General features: G+C 65.7%; 17 protein-coding genes and 2 pseudogenes. 11 read left to right on the forward strand and 8 right to left on the reverse strand.

Annotated features, from left to right (window positions below; translation table 11 throughout):
- Window positions 1-3,436: carboxylic acid reductase (gene car / locus VKI00_RS18000; protein WP_324439725.1), on the reverse strand; the 3,436-nt coding region annotated here is incomplete at its 3' end.
- 266 nt (window positions 3,437-3,702) lie between these two features.
- On the opposite strand from car, the gene VKI00_RS18005 reads away from it, so the two are divergent.
- Entirely contained in the window at window positions 3,703-4,197 is a 495-nt protein-coding gene (locus VKI00_RS18005; protein WP_324439727.1) for a hypothetical protein, read from the forward strand.
- Window positions 4,198-4,204: 7 nt separating this feature from the next.
- Here the strand turns inward: VKI00_RS18005 and gabT are convergent, their stop codons facing one another.
- The 3 genes from gabT to VKI00_RS18020 all read right to left on the reverse strand — a co-directional run bounded on the left by gabT (window position 4,205) and on the right by VKI00_RS18020 (window position 7,034).
- Complete coding sequence (gabT, locus tag VKI00_RS18010) at window positions 4,205-5,545, reverse strand: 4-aminobutyrate--2-oxoglutarate transaminase (protein ID WP_324439729.1); 1,341 nt, start codon at window positions 5,543-5,545, stop codon at window positions 4,205-4,207.
- A 42-nt stretch (window positions 5,546-5,587) separates the two neighbouring features.
- Window positions 5,588-5,920 (reverse strand): hypothetical protein, encoded by a 333-nt coding sequence (locus VKI00_RS18015; RefSeq protein WP_324439731.1) that lies wholly within the window; start codon window positions 5,918-5,920, stop codon window positions 5,588-5,590.
- Window positions 5,921-6,302: 382 nt separating this feature from the next.
- Window positions 6,303-7,034, reverse strand: coding sequence for a nitroreductase family protein (locus VKI00_RS18020; RefSeq protein WP_324439733.1), 732 nt, complete (start codon window positions 7,032-7,034; stop codon window positions 6,303-6,305).
- A 154-nt stretch (window positions 7,035-7,188) separates the two neighbouring features.
- On the opposite strand from VKI00_RS18020, the gene yajC reads away from it, so the two are divergent.
- The 7 genes from yajC to VKI00_RS18055 all read left to right on the forward strand — a co-directional run bounded on the left by yajC (window position 7,189) and on the right by VKI00_RS18055 (window position 16,598).
- Complete coding sequence (gene yajC / locus VKI00_RS18025) at window positions 7,189-7,518, forward strand: preprotein translocase subunit YajC (protein WP_324439735.1); 330 nt, start codon at window positions 7,189-7,191, stop codon at window positions 7,516-7,518.
- Window positions 7,519-7,629: 111 nt separating this feature from the next.
- The gene (gene secD, locus VKI00_RS18030) at window positions 7,630-9,555 is read left to right on the forward strand and encodes a protein translocase subunit SecD (RefSeq protein ID WP_324439737.1); all 1,926 of its coding nucleotides are present in this window, start codon (window positions 7,630-7,632) and stop codon (window positions 9,553-9,555) included.
- Window positions 9,556-9,559: 4 nt separating this feature from the next.
- The gene (gene secF / locus VKI00_RS18035; RefSeq protein WP_324439739.1) at window positions 9,560-10,825 is read left to right on the forward strand and encodes a protein translocase subunit SecF; all 1,266 of its coding nucleotides are present in this window, start codon (window positions 9,560-9,562) and stop codon (window positions 10,823-10,825) included.
- A gap of 2 nt (window positions 10,826-10,827) precedes the next feature.
- Complete coding sequence (locus VKI00_RS18040; RefSeq protein WP_324439741.1) at window positions 10,828-12,495, forward strand: ABC transporter substrate-binding protein; 1,668 nt, start codon at window positions 10,828-10,830, stop codon at window positions 12,493-12,495.
- Window positions 12,477-13,031, forward strand: a complete 555-nt coding sequence (locus tag VKI00_RS18045) for an adenine phosphoribosyltransferase (protein ID WP_324439743.1) — start codon at window positions 12,477-12,479, stop codon at window positions 13,029-13,031. The genes VKI00_RS18040 and VKI00_RS18045 overlap by 19 nt, the downstream gene beginning before the upstream one ends.
- 93 nt (window positions 13,032-13,124) lie before the next feature.
- Window positions 13,125-15,515: a RelA/SpoT family protein gene (locus VKI00_RS18050; protein WP_324439745.1), complete on the forward strand. Its 2,391-nt coding sequence runs from the start codon at window positions 13,125-13,127 to the stop codon at window positions 15,513-15,515.
- A gap of 39 nt (window positions 15,516-15,554) precedes the next feature.
- On the forward strand, window positions 15,555-16,598 hold the full coding sequence (locus VKI00_RS18055) for an NAD-dependent epimerase/dehydratase family protein (protein ID WP_324439747.1): 1,044 nt from the start codon (window positions 15,555-15,557) through the stop codon (window positions 16,596-16,598).
- On the opposite strand, the gene VKI00_RS18060 is transcribed toward VKI00_RS18055, so the two are convergent.
- The 3 genes and pseudogenes from VKI00_RS18060 to VKI00_RS18070 form a co-directional block, all read right to left on the reverse strand.
- A complete protein-coding gene (locus VKI00_RS18060) occupies window positions 16,576-17,400 on the reverse strand; it encodes a peptidylprolyl isomerase (RefSeq protein WP_324439755.1) in 825 nt (274 codons plus the stop codon). The genes VKI00_RS18055 and VKI00_RS18060 overlap by 23 nt on opposite strands.
- A 171-nt stretch (window positions 17,401-17,571) precedes the next feature.
- Window positions 17,572-18,330: pseudogene (locus VKI00_RS18065) on the reverse strand (serine/threonine-protein kinase); the annotation flags it as partial.
- Window positions 18,331-18,403: 73 nt separating this feature from the next.
- A complete protein-coding gene (locus tag VKI00_RS18070; RefSeq protein WP_324439749.1) occupies window positions 18,404-19,285 on the reverse strand; it encodes a peptidylprolyl isomerase in 882 nt (293 codons plus the stop codon).
- A gap of 239 nt (window positions 19,286-19,524) precedes the next feature.
- Between VKI00_RS18070 and VKI00_RS18075 the strand changes: the two genes are divergently transcribed.
- Window positions 19,525-20,196 (forward strand): MBL fold metallo-hydrolase, encoded by a 672-nt coding sequence (locus tag VKI00_RS18075; RefSeq protein ID WP_324439757.1) that lies wholly within the window; start codon window positions 19,525-19,527, stop codon window positions 20,194-20,196.
- 48 nt (window positions 20,197-20,244) lie between these two features.
- Window positions 20,245-21,519, forward strand: a complete 1,275-nt coding sequence (hisS, locus tag VKI00_RS18080) for a histidine--tRNA ligase (protein ID WP_324439751.1) — start codon at window positions 20,245-20,247, stop codon at window positions 21,517-21,519.
- A 1-nt stretch (window position 21,520) separates the two neighbouring features.
- Here hisS and VKI00_RS18085 read toward each other — a convergent pair whose 3' ends face one another.
- A complete protein-coding gene (locus VKI00_RS18085) occupies window positions 21,521-22,054 on the reverse strand; it encodes a DUF302 domain-containing protein (protein WP_324439753.1) in 534 nt (177 codons plus the stop codon).
- A gap of 323 nt (window positions 22,055-22,377) precedes the next feature.
- Here VKI00_RS18085 and VKI00_RS18090 point away from each other — a divergent pair.
- Window positions 22,378-22,616, forward strand: a pseudogene (locus VKI00_RS18090) (hypothetical protein); the annotation flags it as partial.

Consider the following 22,616-nt stretch of genomic DNA (forward strand, 5'->3'; position numbering starts at 1 on the left):
CCTGCACCGCCGCACGGAACTGGTCGGTCGGAGCCATCGACCCGTTGATCGGCTTGTCCGGCCGCTGGTAGTTGTGCAGCAGCGGCAGCAGCGAGTACTGACGCTGGCGCTCCGGCAGGGCCCGCAGCGTGGTCTCGAACCGCTCCAACCAGGTGGCGTAGTCGCCGACCCGCTGGATCGAGTACCCGGCGTCGACCAGCCAGTCGACGAATTCGTCGAGGCCGATCCCGTCGTCATACGGGTTCATCACGTGATAGGTCTGGAACCCAGCCTCGTCCTCCAGCACCTCCGTGCCCAAGATCGAGATCGCCTCGGCGATGAACTCCACCGGAAGGCCGTCATAGTGCGCGGGCTGCCGGTCGCCGTCGCCGTCCAGCTCGTAGAACGAGCCGGGTGCGATGCCGGTGGCCGCCAGGCTGAGCATCAGCCGGGTGAACATGTCCGGCAGGTTCAGCTGGCCCGCATAGCTGGTGTCGGCCAGGATCATGTCGCAGCGGAACACCGCGACCGGCAGCCCGCACAGGTCATTGGCCTCGCGCAGTAGCACCTCGCCGGCCCACTTGCTGTTGCCGTAACCGTTGGCATAGCTGTCGTTGATCTGACGGGTGGCGCTGATCTCGCGGATGTCGGCGTCCTCGACGAACCTCGACGGCTTGATCTGATCGCCCACACCGATCGTCGACACGTAGGTGTACGGCTTGATCTTGGTGGTCAGCGCAATCTTGATCAGCTCGGCGGTGCCCAGCGCGTTGGGGCCGAACAGCTCGCTGTAGGGCAGCACGTGGTTGACCAGGGCCGCCGGGTCGACGATCAGGTCGACGGTGTCGGCCAGCCGCTGCCAGGTCTGCTGGTCCAGGCCGAGGTTGGCCTCGCCCTTGTCGCCGGCAATGACCTCGAGGTGGTTGGCGGCCAGCTGCTGGTAATGCGCAAGCAGTTTCGGGTCGCCGCTGTCGAAGGTCTTGTCGAGGCGAGCCCTCGCCTCTTCATCTGTCTTGGCCCGCACCAGGGCGATCACCTTGCCGTCGACGAAGTCCATCCGCTCGAGCCACTCGAGCGCCAGGTAGCGACCGAGGAAGCCGGTGGCACCGGTCAACAACACCGTCCGCACCTCGGGGCTGGGCTGCGCGAGGTTAGCGGCGCCAGCCAGCGTGGCCTCGTCGAGGAATTTGTCCAGCGTGAGGTCAGCGGCGTGCACCTCGACCGCGTCGCGGCCGTGCACCCTCGCAAACGAAGGCCGCTTGGTGCCCTGTCGCTCGCCCTCGATGTAGTCGGCGATGGCCTGCAGGTCGTTGGCCGGGCTGACGATCACGCCCACCGGAACGTCGACGTCGAAGATCTCGTGCAGCAGGCTACCGAATGTCAACGCGGACAACGAGTCTCCGCCTAAGTCGGTGAAGTGGGCGTCGGGCGTCAGATCGGACTTCGCGGCACCCAGCATGGCGGCCGCGGCCCGGCTGACGGTCTGCAGCACGGGCGCGTCGGCGCCGCCGCCACGCAGTTCGGACAACTCATTGGCCTGGCCTTGCGCCAGATCGGCATAGAGCTGCTCTAGGCGCTCGCCATAGTGCTGCTTGAGCTTCGGCCACGCCAGCTTGCGGATACCGGTCAGCAGACCGTTCTCCAGCGTGAAAGGTGTTGTCTCGATGATGAAGTCGCGCGGCACCTCGTAGGACTGCAGGCCGGTCTCTTTCGCGACGTTCTGCAGCGACTCGGCGATCCGCGGCTTGAGGGCCTGAATATCGTTGCCGGCCAACGCATCCTCGGTCGGCACCACAACCGCGAGCAGGTAGGGCTGCGCGCTGTTGCCGTAAACGTAGATCTGGCGGATCAGCGGGCTGTTACCGAACACCGCCTCCAGCTTCGCCAAAGTGACGAATTCGCCCTGGGCCAGCTTCAAGACATTGTTGCGGCGGTCGACGTAGACCAGCCGATCGGGACCGACCTCCGCGAAGACGTCGCCGGTCCGGTAGTACCCGTCGGCGTCGAAAACGTTGGCGGTCGTTTCGGCCCGCTTGTAGTAGCCGGGGAACATGTTCGGGGTCTTGAGTAGCAGCTCGCCACGCGGATACGGCCGGTCGGTGGCGAAGTAGCCCAGATCAGGAACGTCGACCAGCTTGTAGTCGATGACCGGCGGACGCTGGATTTCGCCGTCGAGCAGGACCATGCCGGCCTCGGTGGAGCCGTAGCCGTCCGTCAGATGCATCTCGAGCAGCGACTCGACCCAGGTCCTCAATTCAGGAGAGGTGGGTGCCGAGCCCGTCATCGCGAAGATGTAGCGCCCGCCGAGGAGCTCGTGACGCTGCTCGTTCAGGACTTGGGCCTCGACGGCCTGACGGTCGGCGCCTTCGGATGTCCGTCGGCCGACTTCGCTCTGATATTCGCCGTACAACATCTCCCAGATGCGCGGGACGAAGTTGAACTCGGTGGGCCGCACCAGGCGGAGGTCCTGCAGCAGCGTCGACAGATCGCTCTTGGCGGCGAAGTAGGCGGTGCCGCCGTTGCCGAGCGTGCCGTACAGGGTGCCGCGGCCCATGACGTGGCTCATCGGCATGAAGTTCAGGCTGATCGATGCTGCGGTGGGCCCAAACCAGTTCTTGGTCGACCTGTTCCACATCTTGGCGACGTTGCTCTGCGGGTACATCGCGCCCTTGGGGGCGCCGGTGCTGCCCGAGGTGTAGATCAACAACGCCAACGGGTCATCTGCGCCAGACTCGACGGCGGGTACCGCCGGCAGTGCCGCGCCGTGGTCCCGAAGCTCCTGCAGCGTCTCGATGTAAACGCCTGTGTCGTCCAACCGCTCCTGGGCAGTCTGCAGCGCCTCGCGGTGGTCGTCGACCTCGGTGCGATAGTCGAAGATGACCAGCCGGCTGGGCGTGTGGCCCGCGTCAGTGGCAGCCAGGATCAGATCGACCCCATCGGACAGGTAGTCGATGCTCGCGGCGACAACTGTCGGTTCGGTCTCAGTGATGATCGGCAGCAACTGCGCGATCGCCGCGTTGGTCTGCAGAGGCACGGACACCGCGCCGATAACGCCCAGCGCGATGTCGATGTTGGCGTAGTCAATGCTGGTGAAGCCGAGCACACAGACACGGTCACCGGCTGCCACGACTCCGTCGGTCAGAGCGCGGGACAGTGCGTCGACGCGGGTGGCCAACTCGCCGTAAGTGACGGTGTCAAACCAGGGGAGCAGCTTGGCCGACGTGCGGCCGGTCTGCGGGTCTTTGACCAGCTCGATGGCGCGTTGAGCCAGCGCCGGACGGTCGGAGTAGCCGTCCAGCACGGCCTTGACGACCTGCGGTAGGTGCGGCTCGGCGTCCTGAATGGCCGCGTTGACGGCGTCATCGGGGCGCGCGGCGGCGAACTGCGGGTCGTTGGCGGCCAACTCTTCGGTGCGGAGTTCTTCGCGGTCTTGGTGTTCTTGGACATCAATCGACATAAGGAAACCTCGCAACTTGTGAATCGGGAAATTTGTGGGGCGCTCCGTTGCGCCTAATGAGTACTACGTTAGCAAAACTAACGGTATTCCTGGGAGGGCGTGTCGGGTCAGCACTGTGTGATGTTCTGCACGACGTTCTCGGTGCATCCGAGTGAGATCCCAGCGTGTGGGGTACCCAACGACGCGGATCCGGTCACATACGTGGCACGGATAAATGCGATTGGGGGCGCTTCCATGCCGATACGGCTGACGTTCGGTTGTCTGAAATGACTCGGCTCGACAGGCGTGGCAGGCGGTTGAAGGCGTTCTTGCAGGCCGAAATCGTGGGGACCGACATCACCATCGAAGAGGTGCGCAGGGCATGCGGTCTGACCCGAGCAAGCTACTACGGAGAGCCCAGCGGCACCGGGCGCGGCTTTGCCGACAACTTCCCAAACTCAGAAGAACTCCGGCAGGTCGCCGAGTACTACAAGTTGGGCGACAACGGGTGGGTCAGTCTGCTGGTCGAGTTCGGGTGGCTGGACCCGCAGCCGGGCACGGTTCGCATGCCATTCACCGCCGACAAGGCTGACCCACAGCTTTCGACGCCAATCGGTTTGGTCACGCTTCGCGATGCTGTCCGTCGCTATCAGAATGCCTCAGTTCTGGTGGTGTCGGCAGAGGGCGGCGAAGTCACGCTCGTGCCGGTGCGACAAGCTCTCCAGGAGTACCCAGACGGTTCGCTGATGATGTTTGGCATCAGCCAGCCGGCTGAGCAGTGAGCTGCCGCTAAAGCTCAGCCAATAGTCCCGCCAACACGTCGAGGCCCTCGGAGAGTAGGTCGTCGCTGATTGTCAGCGGCGGCAAGAAGCGCACCACGTTGCCGAATGTGCCCGCCGTCAACACGATGACGCCCGCGGCGATAGCTGCGGTGGCCAACGCGTTGGTCAGCGCGGCGTCGGGCTCGGCGGTGTCGGGTTTCACGAACTCGACAGCGATCATCGCGCCGCGACCGCGCACATCACCGATCCGATCGTCCGCGGTTTGCAGCGCAAGCAGCCGGTCCTTCATCAGCCGCTCGATCTGGCGGGCCCGCTCGAGTAGCCCGTCGGCCTCGATGGTCTCGATCGTGGCCAGCGCCGCCGCACAGACGACCGGGTTGCCGCCGAACGTGCCGCCGATGCCGCTGGTGTGCGGGGCGTCCATGATCTCGGCCCGGCCGGTCACCGCCGACAGCGGCAGCCCGTCGGCGATGCCCTTGGCGATGCAGATCAGGTCGGGTTCGATGCCCTCGTGTTCGCTGGCGAACCACGCCCCGGTCCGCGCGATGCCGGTCTGCACCTCGTCGGCGACGAAGACCACGTTGTTGTTGCGACACCAGTCCAGCAACGCGGGCAGGAATCCCTCTGCCGGGACGATGAAGCCGCCTTCGCCCTGGATGGGCTCGATGACGACGGCGGCCAGGTTGTCGGCGCCCACCTGCTTGGCCATCACGTCGATGGCACGCTGGGCGGCCAGCTCTCCGTCGGTGGCCATTTCCTTATCGATCAGCCCGTCACGGAACGGGTACGACAGCGGCGCCCGGTAGATTTCCGGCGCGAAAGGGCCGAAGCCGCTCTTGTATGGCATCGACTTCGCAGTCAGCGCCATCGTCATATTGGTGCGGCCGTGGTAGGCGTGGTCGAACGCCACCACCGCGTCTTTGCGGGTGTACGAGCGGGCGATCTTGACGGCGTTCTCGACCGCCTCGGCGCCGGAGTTGAACAGCACCGAGCGCTTCTCGCCCGAGCCGGGCGCGAGCCGGTTCAGATGTTCGGCGACGGCGACGTACCCCTCGTAGGGCGTCACCATGAAGCAGGTGTGGGTGAAGTCGGCGACCTGTGCGCGTACCGCGTCGACGACGCGGGGCGCGGAGTTGCCGATGGTCGTCACGGCGATACCCGAGCCCAAGTCGATGAACCGGTTGCCGTCGACGTCCTCGACGATGCCGCCGGCGGCGCGTGCCGCGAACACCGGCATGGTGTTCCCGACGCCGTGCGATACCGCCGCGGCTCGGCGCTTGGTCAGCTCCAGCGATGCCGGACCGGGGATTTCGGTGACAAGGTGGCGACTCTGTTCGACAGCAGACACGTCAGCAGCCTATCGGTGCCGCGTCCCGGCGACGAGGGGAAATTACCCGCCCGGCGGCCCCGGCGGCCCTTCTCCCAGCGGCCGGCACGCGTTGGTCGTCGGGTCCCACCACTGGCCGGGGTCGCAGCCCAGGGGTGTCGGCCCTTCGCCCAACGGCCGGCAGACGTTTCCGCTCGGGTCCCACCACTGCCCGGGCGGGCAGTTCAGCGGTGTCGGCCCAACGCCCAGCGGCAAGCAGGCCTTGCTGAACGGCTCCCAGTATTGTCCGGCGTCGCATTGCGCCGAGCTCACTGCCGGCGTCGCGATCGTCACGGTTGCCGTCGGCGTCAACGCCATCACCGCGATCGGCGCCAGCCGGCGAATGAACTTCCTCATTCAGGGTCCTCCAAAGCTGGGCCGTCGATCGAGTCGACGGTAGCAAAGGAACTGACCGGCTCGCGCTCAGTCGAGGTGCTTCAGTGACCCCAGATCGGGGGACCGTATATGGCCGGCGACTCGCAGATATCCAACAACGCGTTCAGTCGCCAGCCGGGGTTGCAGTGGCACACATCGGCATCGGGTTCGAAGAAAGCACCGGAAGGACACGGCAGCGGCCGGCACGCATTCGAATGTGGGCTCCACCATTGGCCGTCGTCACATGGCGCCGCGCTCGCCGTCGGCGGCGTTATGGCCCCGATTGGCATCAGGGCCATCGCGGCGACTGGTGCCAGGAGGCAAACGTACTTTCTCATGTGCCGGCCTCCCTTACAGGGTACGTCTAGTGAGGGCCAAAGAGTGGTCCGTCGATCGAATCAACGGAAGCAAAGGAGGCGACCGGCTGGCGGCGAAGTCGCCGCGGCCGTCGGACCGGATACCCCAGGGCGATCACCGCGGCCAGGGCCAGTGGGTCGGGCGCTCCGAGCACCGCCTTCACCTGCTCCTCCTCCCGGATCGCGATCGTGGTGATGACACCGCCCAGGCCCTCGTCATGGGCCGCCAGCAGAATGCTCCACGCGAAGGGATAGATCGAGGCGCCGGCGGCGAACGTGTACCGGTCCGCGTCGCGGTCCACAGCCGCCAACATCGACAGGTCGGCGAACAGCGCGAGCAACACCGGGGCTTCGTCGAAGTGCTCTGCCAAACCACCTGGCGCCGCGGCATTTTCGGTGGCTAAGGCCCGGGCTTCGGCGTCGCGGTCGTTGGTCGGCGCCCACGGTCGCAGGCCGGCGGCGGTCAAGGCCAGATAATCCCGGGAGCCCCGCAGGTAGGAATCGCGCAGCCGGCGGCGCTTGTCGGCGTCCTTGACGACCACGATCCGCCACGCCTGCGCGTTGGCGCCGCTGGGCGCGAAACGGGCCGTGTCGAGCACCCTGGCCAGCACAGCGTCGTCGACGGCCTGATCGATGAAGTCGCGAACCGCCCCAGTGGTCCGCAACGCCTCGTTGAGCGACAACGATGCGGGCCGCGCAGCGGCCCGAGGAGGCGTCGGTCGATTAGGCCCGAGTTCCATCGCCTACGTGTTCTTCCACTCTCTTGCCCACGCGTCAAGCCACCGTGCCTGGTCAGCTGGCGACCGCGTAGTGGCACACTGGTGGCTGACGCGGGTTGTGGCCCGTTCGGGTCCGATGCCGACTCACCGACCAACAGGAAAGATCGTTGCTGTCATGAACCAAATGGTTGTCTTCCTACCGCTGCTTGTCGTGATGGGGGCGTTCATGTTTTTCGCCTCGCGGCGACAGAAGCGCGCGATGCAAGCCACCATCGACCTGCACGAGTCACTGCTCGTCGGCGACCGGGTGCACACCACCTCCGGTTTGCAGGGCACCATCACCCACATCACCGACGACACGGTGGACCTCGAGATCGCGCCGGGCGTGGTCACCACCTGGATGAAGCTCGCGGTCAGGGACCGCATCGAGCCGGAACTGCTGGACACCGAGGCCGAGGAGGCCGACGATTTAGCCGACGACCCAGAGCGACTGCCCAAGGACTGAGGTTGGCGACCCGCCACGTACCCTTTGCGGGTGCAGTCGAAGTGATCGACGCGCGAAAAGCGAGCGCGGGCCCGTGATGACCCGCGAGGACCGGATGAGGAGACTCAACACGTGGCATCGCCATCGACGCCGGTGCACCCTTCCCGCTATCTGACGGTATTCCTGATCCTGCTCATCGGCGTCTATCTGCTGGTGTTCCTGACCGGAAACAAGCGGGCCGATCCGAAGCTCGGCATCGACCTGCAAGGCGGCACCAGGGTCACGTTGACCGCACGAACCCCGGACGGCTCGCGGCCGTCACGCGAGGCGTTGTCTCAGGCGCAGCAGATCATCAGCGACCGGGTCAACGGTCTGGGTGTCTCGGGCTCTGAAGTCATCGTCGACGGAGACAACCTGGTCATCACGGTGCCGGGCAATGACGGCAGCGAGGCCCGAAACCTGGGCCAGACCGCGCGACTGTACATCCGTCCGGTCATCAATGCGCTTCCCGCAGAGAACGGTCCGCTGCCGAACCCGCAGGGGATGCCTGGGCCGCATCCACGACCGAGGCTGCCCCTTGGACGACACCCCGGCGGACCGGCGCCCGGTGGTCCTCTGCCCGGAGGTCCTCTGCCTGGCGGTCCTCTGCCCGGTGGACCTGCACCCGGTGGGGTCCCTGGCGGCGCGCCGAAGCCGGGCGCTGCGCCAGCGCCGGGCCATGGGCCCGCCTCGCCCGGTGGTCACGCCGCCGAGGCCCCGTCGAGCGGTGACGCCGGGGGCCTGCCCATGCCGGGTGAACTGCCATTTCCGGGTGAGCCGGCGCCTGCGGCCCAGCCGCGCCCTTATCCGCTGGATCCACCGCCTACGCCGGGACAGCCCGCGCCGGCACCGGCTCCGCCAGCAGCTCCTGCGCCCGTCCCGGCGCCGCCCGGCAAACCTGATCCGCGGATGGCTCTCGCCGAGCGCATCGCAAAGCAAAAGGAATGGCGCCAGAGCACCAACAAGGGTGTGCAGTTCGTGGCGCTACAAGTCATGGCCACCCAGTGCAACCAGGAAGACCTTTTGGCGGGCAACGACGACCCCAACCTCCCACTGGTGACCTGCGACAGGGACCACAAGGAGGCGTACCTGCTAGCCCCGTCGATCATCAGCGGCGATCAGATCGCCAACGCCAGCTACGGGTTCAACCAGAACAACGCCAACTACGTCGTCGACTTGCAGTTCAAGAGTGATGCGGCAAATACCTGGGGGGATTTCACCGCGTCCCACATCGGTACCCAGACCGCGTTTACGTTGGATTCACAGGTCGTTAGCGCACCCCGCATCGAGGAAGCGATCCCCGGCGGCCGGACCCAGATCCACGGCGAGTTCACCTCAGACCAGGCACGCCAGCTCGCCAACGTCCTCAAATACGGCTCGCTGCCGCTGTCGTTCGAGTCATCAGAAGCCCAAACCGTCTCGGCAACACTGGGATTGGAATCGCTACAGGCCGGCCTGATCGCGGGTGCGATCGGACTGGCGCTGGTGCTGCTGTACTCACTGATGTACTACCGGGTGCTGGGATTGCTGACGGCCTTGTCGCTAGTCGCTTCCGGCGCAATGGTTTTCGCGATCCTTGTGCTACTCGGTCGGTATATCAACTACACCCTCGACTTGGCCGGTATCGCGGGTCTGATCATTGGTATCGGGACGACGGCCGATTCGTTCGTGGTGTTCTTCGAACGCATCAAAGACGAGATACGCGAAGGCCGTTCGTTCCGGTCGGCGGTTCCGCGCGGCTGGGTGCGAGCTCGCAGGACGATCCTGTCCGGTAACGCGGTGACCTTCCTGGCCGCCGCCGTCCTGTACGTCCTGGCGATCGGCCAGGTGAAGGGGTTCGCGTTCACCCTGGGCCTCACCGTGATCCTCGACACCGTCGTGGTGTTCCTGGTGACCTGGCCGCTGGTGTACCTGGCATCCAAGTCGACGATGCTGGCCAAGCCGGCATACAACGGCCTGGGAGCCGTACAGCAGGTCGCACGCGAACGGCGGGCAGCCCAACTGACGGGACGGGGGTAGCGAGATGGCCGACGAGACCACTGCCGTCGAACTCAGCGACGACACCACAACCGCCGTCCGCGCAACCGGTCACGAGGCCGGCGCCGACCTGCCCCACCACAGTTTCTTATCGCGCCTCTACACCGGCACCGGCGCGTTCGAGGTAATCGGCCGGCGCCGGCTGTGGTACGGGGTCAGCGGGGCAATCGTGGCGATCGCGATCGCCAGCATCGTGTTGCGCGGGTTCACTTTTGGCATCGACTTCAAGGGCGGCACCACGATGTCAGTGCCCGCCGCAGGCGGGACAGGCCCAGTTCAAGTAACCCAGGTGGAGCAAGTTTTCCGCCAGACGCTGGGCACCGACGCAGAGTCGGTCGTGATCGTCGGCAACGGCTCCTCGGCCACCGTGCAGATCCGTTCCGACACGCTGTCCAACGACCAGACGACCAAGCTGCGCAACGCCTTGTTCGACAAATTCCAGCCCAAGGGTTCCGACGGCAAGCCCAGCCTGCAAGCCATCTCCGACTCGGCGGTGTCCTCGACCTGGGGGGGTCAGATCACCAAGAAGGCGGTGATCGCGCTGGCGGTGTTCCTGGTGCTGGTCAGCCTCTACATCATGGTGCGCTACGAGCGTTACATGGCGATCTCTGCTTTGACGACAATGGTTTTCGACCTGACCGTTACCGCCGGGGTGTACTCGTTGGTGGGCTTCGAAGTCACCCCGGCCACCGTCATCGGCCTGCTGACCATCCTCGGTTTCTCCCTCTACGACACCGTCATCGTGTTCGACAAAGTCGAGGAGAACACCCACGGCTTCCAGCACACCACCCGGCGCACCTTCGCCGAGCAGGCCAACCTGGCGATCAATCAGACGTTTATGCGCTCGATCAACACCAGCCTGATCTCCGTGCTGCCGGTCCTGGCCCTGATGGTGGTGGCGGTATGGCTGCTGGGTGTGGGCACGCTCAAGGACCTGGCGTTGGTGCAGCTGGTCGGCATCATCGTCGGCACCTACTCGTCGATCTTCTTCGCCACACCGCTGCTGGTCAGCCTGCGTGAACGCACCGCTTTGGTACGAACGCACAACCGCCGGGTGGGCAGGCGCCGCGGCCCCGGTCCGGAAAAGGATCTGGCGCGCGCTGAGTCGGCCGATGAGGAGCCAGACGAACAGAACACCTCGGCCGTCGCAGCCAGTGCTGGCGCAGTCGGTAGCAAGCCGGCTCCGGGTGCGCGTCCGGCCCGGTCGGGCGGCGGTCGTCACCGTCCGACCGGTAAGCGAAACAAGCGGTAGCCATGGTGGCTGCCCGGCGTTGGCGTGTGGCCGCCAGCTCGCTGGCGGCCGCGCTGGTGGCAGCCGCGTCGGGCACGCTGACGGCGTGCTCCGGCAGCGCCGCCGGGCAGATCGACTACATCGTCGACGGCACGCTGGTCACCTACAACAGCAACACCGTCACCGGGGCCGCGTCGGCGGGCGCGCAGGCTTTCGCTCGCACACTCACCGGATTCGGCTACCACGGACCCGACGGTCAGGTCGTCGCCGACCGGGACTTCGGCACGATTTCGATGGTCGGCGGTTCGCCGCTGGTGCTCGACTACCAGATCGCTGACAACGCGGTCTATTCCGACGGTAAGCCGGTCACCTGCGACGACCTGGTACTGGCGTGGGCGGCCCAATCCGGTCGGTTCCCGGGCTTCGACGCCGCCAGCCAGGCCGGATATGTCGACGTCAACGCGATCGACTGTCAACCGGGACAGAAGAAAGCCCGAGTGTCGTTTGATCCCGACCGCAACATCGTCGACTACAACCAGTTGTTCGCAGCGACCGCGATGATGCCGTCGCATGTCATTGCCGAAGAGCTGGGGATAGACGTGACCGCGGCCGTGATGAGCCACGACTTGGCGGCCATCGGGCGCATCGCGCAGCTGTGGAACACCACGTGGGACCTCAAACCCGGCATTGAGCCGGGCACCATCGCCAAACACTTCCCGTCGTCGGGCCCCTACAAGATCGAATCGGTGTTGGACGGCGGCGCGGTGGTGCTTGTCGCGAATGACCGCTGGTGGGGCGCCAAGCCGATGACCAAGCGGGTCACGGTGTGGCCGGAGAAAGTCGACATCCAGGACCGCCTCAACGACAGGAGCGCCGACGTCGTCGACGTCGCGGACGGTTCGTCGGGCACGTTGGTCACCCCGGACAACTACACACGCACCGATTCGCCGTCGAATGGTATCCAGCAGCTGATCTTCGCCCCGCGCGGCCCGCTCGCCGATGTCGCCGCGCGCCGAGCGCTGGCCTCCTGTACACCGCGTGATGCCATCGCGCGCGACGCGCGGACCCCGATCGCCAACGCGCGGCTGCACACGGCTTCCGAAGACGCCATCGGACGGGCGGAAAACGTCCCCGAGGCGGGCCAGTACGTGAAGTCGAATCCCGATGCTGCGCGCGCCGCCTTGGCCGGGAAGCCGCTGACCGTGCGGATCGGCTATCGGGCGCCCAACGCGCGGCTGGCCGCGATCGTCGGCGCGATCGCCAAGGCCTGCGGCCTGGCCGGCATCACGGTCTCCGACGTCACGTCCGACTCCACCGGCCCACAGACGTTGCGAGACGGGAAGATCGACGTCCTGTTAGCCAGCACTGGCGGCGCAACCGGCAGCGGTTCGACGGGGTCGTCGGCGATGGATGCCTACGACTTGCACACCGCCAACGGCAACAACCTGTCCGGGTATACCAACGGTCAGGTCGATGGGATCATCAGCGCGATCGCGGTGTCGGCCGACCCCGCCGAGCTGGTCCGGCTGCTGGCTCAAAGTGCGCCGGTGCTGTGGGGTGATATGCCGACGTTGCCGCTGTACCGCCAGCAGCGGACGTTGCTGGCGTCGAAGAAGATGTATGCCGTCAGCAGCAACCCCAGCCGATGGGGCGCCGGCTGGAACATGGACCGATGGGTCTTGGTGCGGTGACCGCCGGAGGCGGCGATTCGGTGGCGGACCTCATCGCATCGCTGACCCGGGAGGTCGCAGATTTCCCAACGGCCGGCGTCGAGTTCAAGGACTTGACCCCGCTGTTCGCCGATCGCCGGGGGCTGGCCGCGGTCACCGACGCGCTGGCCGGCGTGGCCTCCGGGGCCGACCTGATCGCCGGTATCGACGCCCGCGGATTCCTGATCGGCGGGGCGCTGGCCGCCCGGCTGGGCACCGGCGTGCTCGCGATCCGCAAGGGCGGCAAGTTGCCGCCGCCGGTGCGCACTGAGCAGTACCAACTCGAATACGGGACCGCCTGCTTGGAGATTCCCGCCGAGGGGATCGAATTGGCCGGTCGCAACGTTGTGCTGGTAGACGACGTGCTGGCCACCGGAGGCACTGTTGCTGCGGCGCACAAGCTGCTCGAGCACGCCGGCGCAGTGGTGACCATGGCCGCGGTGATCCTAGAACTCACGGCGCTCGGGGGTCGGGACGTGCTGGTGCCGCTGCCGGTGCACAGCTTGCGCGCCCTTTAGCCCGGCGACGATGCAGAGCGCGGAGCGCGATGAGGAGGAGTCGGGCAAATCAGGCATCAGCGGCTATATCCTTGAACGGCGGAGGTGACGAACTTGGCGGACGATAAGGGCACGGCGGTCCAGCCGCCCACCGAACCGCTGCAGGTCGCCGACGTTTCTTCGCTCGCCGAGCCTTCGGCCGCCGAGCCTACGGCGGCCGCGCCGGCGATAAGCCTCAAAACGTCGAGCAGCGCCTCGCGTCGGGTTCGGGCCCGGTTGGCCCGGCGGATGACCGCGCAGCGCAGCGCACTCAGCCCGGTGCTCGAACCGCTGGTGGCGGTGCACCGCGAGATCCATCCGAAGGCCGATCTGTCGTTGCTGCAGCGAGCCTACGAGGTCGCCGAGCAGCGGCACGCCAGCCAGCTACGGCATTCGGGCGATCCCTACATCACCCACCCGCTGGCGGTGGCGAACATCCTGGCCGAGTTGGGCATGGACACCACGACGCTGGTGGCCGCCCTCCTGCATGACACCGTCGAGGACACCGGTTACGCGCTGGACGCGCTGTCCAACGATTTCGGCGAAGAGGTCGGCCATCTCGTCGACGGGGTGACCAAGCTGGACCGGGTGGTGCTGGGCAGCGCCGCCGAGGGCGAGACGATCCGCAAGATGATCACCGCCATGGCGCGCGACCCGCGGGTGCTGGTGATCAAGGTCGCCGACCGGTTGCACAACATGCGAACCATGCGCTTCCTGCCGCCGGAGAAGCAGGCCCGCAAGGCCCGCGAAACGCTGGAAGTCATTGCGCCGCTGGCACATCGGCTGGGTATGGCCACGGTCAAATGGGAGCTGGAGGATCTGTCGTTCGCGATCCTGCATCCGAAGAAGTACGAGGAGATCGTGCGGTTGGTCGCCGGACGGGCCCCGTCGCGCGACACCTACCTGGCCAAGGTACGCGCTGAGATCATCGCGACCCTCAACGCATCGAAGATCAACGCGGTGGTCGAAGGACGGCCCAAGCACTACTGGTCGATCTATCAGAAGATGATCGTCAAGGGCCGCGACTTCGATGACATCCACGACCTGGTCGGCGTTCGCATCCTTTGCGACGAGATCCGGGACTGTTACGCCGCTGTGGGGGTGGTGCATTCGCTGTGGCAGCCGATGGCGGGGCGGTTCAAGGACTACATCGCCCAGCCGCGTTACAGCGTGTACCAGTCGCTGCACACCACGGTCGTCGGTCCGGAAGGCAAGCCGCTGGAGATCCAGATCCGCACCCGCGACATGCACCGCACCGCCGAATACGGCATCGCCGCGCACTGGCGCTACAAAGAAGCCAAGGGCCGCAACGGAGTTCCGCATCCCCTCGCCGCAGCCGAAATCGACGACATGGCCTGGATGCGTCAGCTGCTCGACTGGCAGCGAGAGGCGGCCGACCCCGGCGAGTTCCTGGAGTCACTGCGTTACGACCTTGCGGTGCAAGAGCTTTTCGTGTTCACCCCGAAAGGTGATGTGATCACGCTGCCGACCGGGTCGACGCCGGTGGACTTCGCCTACGCCGTGCACACCGAGGTGGGCCACCGCTGCATCGGCGCCCGGGTGAACGGCCGGCTGGTGGCGCTGGAGCGCAAGCTGGAAAATGGCGAGGTCGTCGAGGTTTTTACGTCCAAAGCGCCCAACGCCGGGCCGTCGCGGGATTGGCAGCAGTTCGTGGTGTCGCCGCGCGCCAAGACCAAGATCCGCCAGTGGTTCGCCAAGGAGCGCCGGGAGGAGGCACTGGAGAGCGGCAAGGAGGCGATGGCCCGCGAAGTTCGCCGCGGCGGACTTCCGTTACAGCGCTTGGTCAGTGGCGGGTCGATGGCCGCGGTGGCCAACGAGCTGCACTACGCCGACGTGTCAGCGCTCTACACCGCAGTCGGCGAGGGCCATGTGTCGGCCAAGCATGTGGTGCAGCGGCTGCTGGCCGAGCTGGGCGGTATCGACCAGGCCGAAGAGGATCTCGCCGAGCGGTCCACCCCGGCGACTATGCTGGGGCGCTCGCGCAGCACCGACGATGTCGGGGTGTCGGTGCCCGGCGCGCCGGGCGTCATGTCCAAGCTCGCCAAATGCTGCACGCCGGTGCCCGGCGACCAGATCATGGGATTCGTCACCCGCGGTGGCGGAGTCAGTGTGCACCGCACCGACTGCACCAACGCCGCGTCGCTGCAGCAGCAGGCCGAGCGCATCATCGAGGTGCACTGGGCGCCGTCGGCGTCGTCGGTGTTTTTGGTGGCCATTCAGGTCGAGGCGCTCGACCGGCACCGGTTGCTGTCGGACATCACGCGGGTGCTGGCCGACGAGAAGGTGAACATCCTATCGGCGTCGGTGACCACGTCGGGTGATCGGGTGGCGATCAGCCGGTTCACTTTCGAGATGGGCGACCCCAAGCATCTGGGGCATCTGCTGGACGTTGTCCGCAATGTCGAAGGTGTCTACGACGTCTACCGGGTGACATCGGCCGCCTAGCTGATCGACTCCTTACTGTCGGGATTACAGTAAATGCCTATGGCGCCGGACAGTGACCAGATAACCGCGGCCGGACAACGGGCTCTCGTGATGGGAGCGAGCGGCAATGTGGGTGCCTGCGTCACCCGGCACCTGGTATCTAGCGGTGCCGACGTCCGGGTTCTGTTACGAAAGTCGAGTTCCACGAAGGGAATCGAAGGTCTCGACGTCGAACGGTATTACGGCGGCATCTCCGATACGGCAGATGTCGCCGCGGCCATGTCGGATCGCGACGTTGTCTACTACTGCGTCGTCGACACCAGGGCGGAGCTGAGAGATCCCACCCCGCTGTTCGAGACCAACGTCAACGGCCTTGGCAAGGTTCTCGACGTGGCGGTGAACGCGAATCTGCGGCGCTTCGTTTTTGTGAGCACGATCGGCGCCATCGCCATCGGCCGGAACGGCGAAACCGTCGATGAGGACACGCCCTTCAACTGGTCTGACCAAGCCGGCAGTTACATCGATTCGCGCCGCCAGGCCGAGCAGTTAGTGTTCTCCTACGTCGCGGACCATGGGTTGCCCGCCGTGGTGGCCAACGTGTCGAATCCTTACGGGCCGCCCGATTGGCAGCCGCGCCAGGGAATGTTCGTCCAGCTCGCCGCGCTCGGCAAGTTGCCGTTCTACATCCGCGGTGTCGGCGCTGAGGTGGTCGGTATCGACGACGTCGCCGACGCGCTGCTGCTGGCGGCCCAACGCGGGCGAATCGGCCAGCGCTACATCATTTCTGAGCGTTACATGACGCAGCGCGAACTGGTGACCGTCGCCGCGGCTGCGGTTGGCGCGCGGCCGCCGCGACTGGGTATCCCGATGTCGGTGGTATACGGGTTAGCACGGGTGTCCGACGCGGTGGGATCGCTGCTTCACCGTAACATCATGATCAGCCACCAGAGCGCGCGGCTGATTGAGTTGACCTCGCCAGCCAGTCATGACAAAGCCACACGTGAGCTCGGCTGGTATCCGAGGCCCACCGAACACTTCATTCAGCGTGCAGCCCAGACCTATGTAGACAGGCGCCGGGCGATCAGCTCAGCCGCGTCGAGGTGATCGTCACTTGGGTGCCCGGCGGACCGTCCTCGCCCCCGCCGGCGACGCCGCCTGTGGCGATCTTGTCCAACGTCGCCAGGCCGGTGGCGTCGATCGTGCCGAACACGGTGTATGCCGGCGGCAGCTGCGAATCCCGGTAGACCAGGAAGAACTGGCTGCCGTTCGTGTTCGGTCCGGCGTTGGCCATCGCCAGTGTGCCGCGCGGGTATCTGACCGGCCTCTTCAGTGCCGGATCGCCGGGCGGGTATTGATCGGCCGGGTATTCGTCGGCGAACTGATAACCCGGGCCGCCGGTACCGTCACCGGTCGGATCACCACACTGCAAGACCGCCAACCCCGGCGAGGTGGTCAGCCGGTGGCATTGGGTGCCGTCGAAGAACTTCTGCTGCGCCAAGCTGATGAAACTGCGCACGGTACAAGGTGATTCGTTGTTCGCGAGCTTCAGGCCGATTTTGCCCCGGTTGGTGACGATATCCAGGTCGATCGAAGCAGGCTGAGTCGGCACTTCGCCGGTCCGCGGCGAGGTCACCGATTTGGTGGCGACATCGGCTGACGGCGGGTACTCGCAGTCGGCGCCCAGACCGGCAGAGGGGACGAACGGCGGCAGCTGCGAGAGGGCCGGCCCTGCGACCGGCGCCGAGCTGGTCGTGGTGGTGCTGCTCGTGGTCGTCGCCGTGGTGGTTGGGGCGGCCGACGACGTGGCGGTGACGCCGTTATTCGAAGTTGTGGTCGTGACGATCACCAACCCGATCAGCCCGAACAGCGCCAACCCCGCCACGGTCAATCCGGCGACGACAGCCAGGGGGCTCGCTCCATTGTCGGATTCTGCAGCTGCACCCGGCTGCTCGCGCGGCGGTGGCGCGGTGGCCTGCGATCCTGGCGGCGACGCCGGGCTGGGTGGTGGGTTGAAACGACCGCCCAACGCTGCTCCTGCGGCCGCAGCCAACTGCGGGGCCGTCTGGTAGCGAGCCTCCGGGCTTTTCGCCATACCCGCGGCGATCACGGCGTTGAGTGCCGGCGGTATACCGGGGGAGAACGTCGAGGGTCGCGGCGGTGGTGCGGTCAGATGTGCGGCGCGTTGTTCTTCGAGGCTTTCTCCCGGAAACGGCTGTTGGCCAGTCAAGCATTTGTGCAGCACGCAGGCGAGTGAGTAGACGTCAGCACGGGAATCGCCTGCGCCGCTGAACCTTTCGGGCGCCATGTAAGCGCCGGGCACATGGCCTAGACTACCCACCGCGGTTTCCTCGGCGCTGCGGGCCATTGCGAAGTCGGTCAGGTAGGTGAAATCGTCCGGCGGTGCGACCAAGATGTTCGACGGCGTGACATCGCGATGGACCAGCCCCTCTCGGTGGGCGCTGTCGAGGGCCGCTGCGACTTGCGCGATGATCGCCACCGCGCGTGCGGGAAGCAAGCGACCGCCTTCGTTTCTGATCAGGCGACCGAGGGTGCTGCCGTCGATCAGCCGCATCTCCACATACAGTTGGCCGCCGATCTGGCCGTAGGTGTCGATCGGCACCACGTGCGGGTTGTTGAGGCCGGCCGCAATAGGCATCTCGCGGCGGAACTGTTCGAGAAACTGTGGATCTTCGGTCAGGTCCGCCCTCAGCACCTTGACGGCGACTACCTGGTTGGTGACGGTGGACTGAGTGTCAACGGCTCGGTAAACCTTCCCCGTTGTGTCACGGCCGATTAAATCAGCAAGCTGGTAGCGCCCGAATGTCGTCACCTGCACAAAGAATTCTCCTGTTAGCTTGCGGCCAGCCGCGATTCAACCGCCGATAGGCGGCCGAAGGCGCTCGGCTCGATCAGTCCAGCCGCACCGACTTGATCGTGACTTCGGTGGCTGGTTGGCCATCCTGACCGCCTCCGGCAACGCCGCCCTTGGCGATCTTGTCCAGGGTGGCCAGACCGTCCTGTTGAATCTTGCCAAACACCGTGTATTCCGGCGGCAATTGAGTGTCCTTGTACACCATGAAGAACTGGCTGCCGTTGGTGTTCGGTCCGGCGTTGGCCATTGCCAGGGTGCCGCGTGGGTAGACCACCGGCTCGTGCACCGCGGGATCGTCGGGCTTGTACTGGTCGGTCGGGTACTCGTTGGGGAACTGATAGCCCGGTCCGCCGGTGCCGTCGGCGGTCGGGTCGCCACATTGCAACACAGCTGATGTCGGCGAAGCGGTGAGCCGGTGGCATTTGGTGTTGTCGAAGAATTTTTGCTGCGCCAGGCTGGCGAAACTGTTCACGGTGCAGGGTGATTCGTTGTTCGCCAGCAACAGGCCGATATTGCCCTGATTAGTAACCATGCTGGCACTGACCTGCGCCGGGTCGGTAGGAACCTTGCCCTGCCTCGGCAGGTTCGCTGGCTTGCTGGCTTGTTCTGCCGAAGGCTCGTATTGGCAGTTGGCGCCCAGGTCGGCGGCCGGCTTGAACGCGGGCAGCGGCGGTATCCCTGACGATGTGCCGGGCGCGGCGCTGGTGGACGAACCCCCGGTTGCCGAAGCCTGCTTCTCCGTGTGCTCCCGATTGGTCAGGACGATCGTGGCGACCACCGCGACGACTACAAGCGCTGCAGCGACCGATCCTCCGACGATGGCCAGCATCCGACGACGACGAGCCTGCTGTGCGCGGCGCTCCAGCTGCCGCTCGAGTTTGCGCTTGGCTGTCGCACGTCGCTGTTCGTTGGTCGGCACCGCCGAGATCCCTCCGTGGTTGTGTGCTGAGTCAGGGGTTCCTCTGACCAAGGGAGAGTGTGCCAGTTGATGCTGGAAAGGGTGGCGCGACCCATGCCCGGCTGAAACGATGGCCCAACTTCTCCTCGGCCCACTTCGTGGCCCGCATCGTCGTCGGGCGGTATCTGATGGCCCGACTCCTCCTCGGCCCATTACATGGGCCGCATCGTCGTCAGGCGGCGCATGGGAAACTGGAGATCGTGTTCATCACCGGATTTCCCGCCGGGTTGCTGCAGTGCAACTGCTATGTGCTGGCGCCGCACCCCGGAGCGGACGCCATTGTCGTCGACCCGGGCCAGCGGGCGATGGGCCAGCTTGGGCGCATCCTGGACGAGAATCGGCTGACTCCGGCGGCGGTGCTGCTCACCCACGGCCATATCGACCACATCTGGTCCGCGCAGAAGGTGTCCGACACCTTCGGCTGCCCCGCATACATTCACCCCGAGGACCGATTCATGCTGACCGACCCGATCAAGGACTTCGGGCCAAAGCTGGGCCAGCTGCTGCTCGCGGCGATGTTCCGCGAGCCCAAACAGGTCGTCGAGCTGGACCGAGACGGCGACAAGATCGACCTCGGCGGTATCAGCGTCACCGTCGACCACACCCCCGGTCACACCCGGGGATCGGTGGTTTTCCGAGTGAGGGACGCTCAGGACGCCAAAGATCTGGTGTTCACCGGCGACACCCTGTTCGAGCGTTCGGTCGGCCGGACCGACCTGTTCGGCGGCAGCGGCCGTGACCTGATCCGCTCGATCGTCGACAAGTTGTTGGTGCTCGATGACAAAACGGTGGTCCTGCCCGGACACGGCAATTCCACGACCATCGGCGCCGAACGGCGGTTCAATCCGTTCCTCGAGGGACTGAGTCCGTGACCGCGCCGGCGACGATGCAGAGCGCAGCGATGCTGAGGAGCGGCGCTTGTGACTGAATTCACGCCGTTTTCACGGCCCAAAGGTGTGCCGGACTACGTCCCGCCGGATTCCGCGGCGTTCGTTGCGGTGCGTTCGGGCCTGATCGACGCCGCCCGCCGGGCCGGTTACAGCGACATCGAGCTGCCGATCTTCGAGGACACCGCGCTGTTCGCCCGTGGGGTGGGAGAGTCCACCGACGTGGTGACGAAGGAGATGTACACCTTCACCGATCGTGGCAACCGCTCGATGACGCTGCGGCCGGAGGGCACCGCCTGTGTGGTGCGCGCGGTGATCGAGAACGGCCTGGACCGCGGCGCGCTGCCGGTCAAGCTGTGCTACGCGGGCCCGTTCTTCCGTTACGAGCGGCCCCAGGCCGGCCGCTACCGGCAGATGCAGCAGGTCGGTGTCGAGGCGATCGGTGTCGACGACCCCGCGTTGGACGCCGAAGTGATCGCGGTGGCCGACGCGGGATTCCGCTCGTTGGGCCTTGACGGGTTCCGGCTGGAAATCACCTCGCTCGGCGACAACACCTGCCGTCCGCAGTATCGGGAATTGTTGCAGGACTTCCTATTTCAGCTTGACCTCGACGAGGAAACCCGCAAGCGCGCCGAGATTAACCCGCTGCGGGTGCTCGACGACAAGCGTCCGGAAGTCAAGGCGATGACGGCCGATGCCCCGGTGATGCTCGACCACCTCTCCGATGTGGCCAAGCAGCATTTCGAGACCGTGCTCGCGCACCTCGACGCCCTGGGGGTGCCCTACGTCATCAACCCGCGGATGGTCCGCGGGTTGGACTACTACACCAAGACCACTTTCGAGTTCGTGCATGACGGGCTGGGCGCGCAATCCGGCATCGGCGGCGGTGGCCGCTACGACGGCTTGATGCGTCAGCTCGGTGGCCAGGACCTGTCGGGTATCGGGTTCGGTATTGGCGTGGACCGGACCCTGTTGGCGTTGCGGGCCGAGGGCAGAGACGTCGGACAGACCGCGCGGTGCGACGTGTTCGGAGTGCCGCTGGGCGAGCAGGCCAAGCTGCGGCTGGCGGAGCTGGCCGGGCAGCTGCGGGCCGCCGGTGTGCGCGTGGATCTGGCTTACGGCGATCGTGGCATGAAGAGCGCGATGCGCGCGGCCGACCGGTCCGGTGCGCGCCTGGCTTTGGTCGCCGGTGATCGCGACATCGACGCCGGAACCGTTGGCGTGAAGGACCTTTCGACGGGCGAGCAGGTCGATGTGCCGACGGATTCCGTTGTCGGTGAGGTGCTTTCGAGGCTGAGTGCTCTTTAAGCTAGGCCGACTCAACTGTTGTGGAGTTGCTGGCCACGACTTTCGCGGCTAGCGCGGCGAGCTTCTCGTCCAGTGCCAGCGCGGCCGCTCGCAGCGGCGGATTGTCGTCGACGACCATGAGCGACGACGGTTTGATGTAGGTCAGGCTGCTTCGGTTGTGGTCTTCTTCCAGAATCAGTAGCTCCACGGGTGCGAACAACCCGGCCGTTAAGTCGTGCCGCAGCATCGTGATCGCGATCAGTGGATTGCCGAGGATGGCACGCAACGCTTTGCGGTTGATTCCGGCCGTCGCTAGCCACTCGCCGTGATCGATGAGATGCATCAGCATGAACCCGCTGGAACCCAGATGGTGGGTGATCTCCGTGGCGAACGATTCCCAGTCCCGGAAGAAAGCTGCGGGGAGATCGGTTATCGACTCCGGATTTTCGCCGATCTCCGCGAGCAATGCGGCGACGGCCTGTTCATACGTATTGTCACTGTCGATGTGTATCCGAACGCCGTCGAATCGGGTTTCCCGAGGATCAAGGGATGACACGGTCGCTCTCCTCAGCATCTGTTATTCCCGGCATTCCGGGGAACCTGCTACACGCGCGCTAGGCCTGTAGCCGATGAGCAGGCTTAACAATTCGTGACGATTGTAGTGTCCGCTGAAGTCCAATGAACGCTTCGCGCCAGTCAATTAGTGCAAAGTTCAGGTCGCCAATCACGTTCCGTTCCTTCTCGGTGGTGCCGCGGAGCGCTGCGGTTTGGCGGGACGAGGTGCTCTCGCGGCTAGGTCACTGAAATCTCTTTTGCCACTTTGGTTTCAGTGGTTCCACCGCTGCGATTTTTGTCGGCCGACAACGCTATTATTCGAACATGCATTCGAGTAGTCGGAAGGAGATCGTCGAAGTCTTCGACGCGCTCAAGGCCGACTTCAAACGCGCCTTGGACCTGTCGTTCGACGCGCTGACCACCCCGGAGCGGTTGGCGTTGCTGCAATGCTGCGAGACCTTCCGACGTCAGCTGCCGGCCCTCGAACACCCGATGATCAACCAGATCGGCGCGCAGGCCGACGCGACCGAGCTGGGCGGCAAACTGCCGTCGGCCCTGGCCAA

The organism is Mycobacterium sp. (genome assembly GCF_035314665.1).
GTDB lineage: Bacteria > Actinomycetota > Actinomycetes > Mycobacteriales > Mycobacteriaceae > Mycobacterium.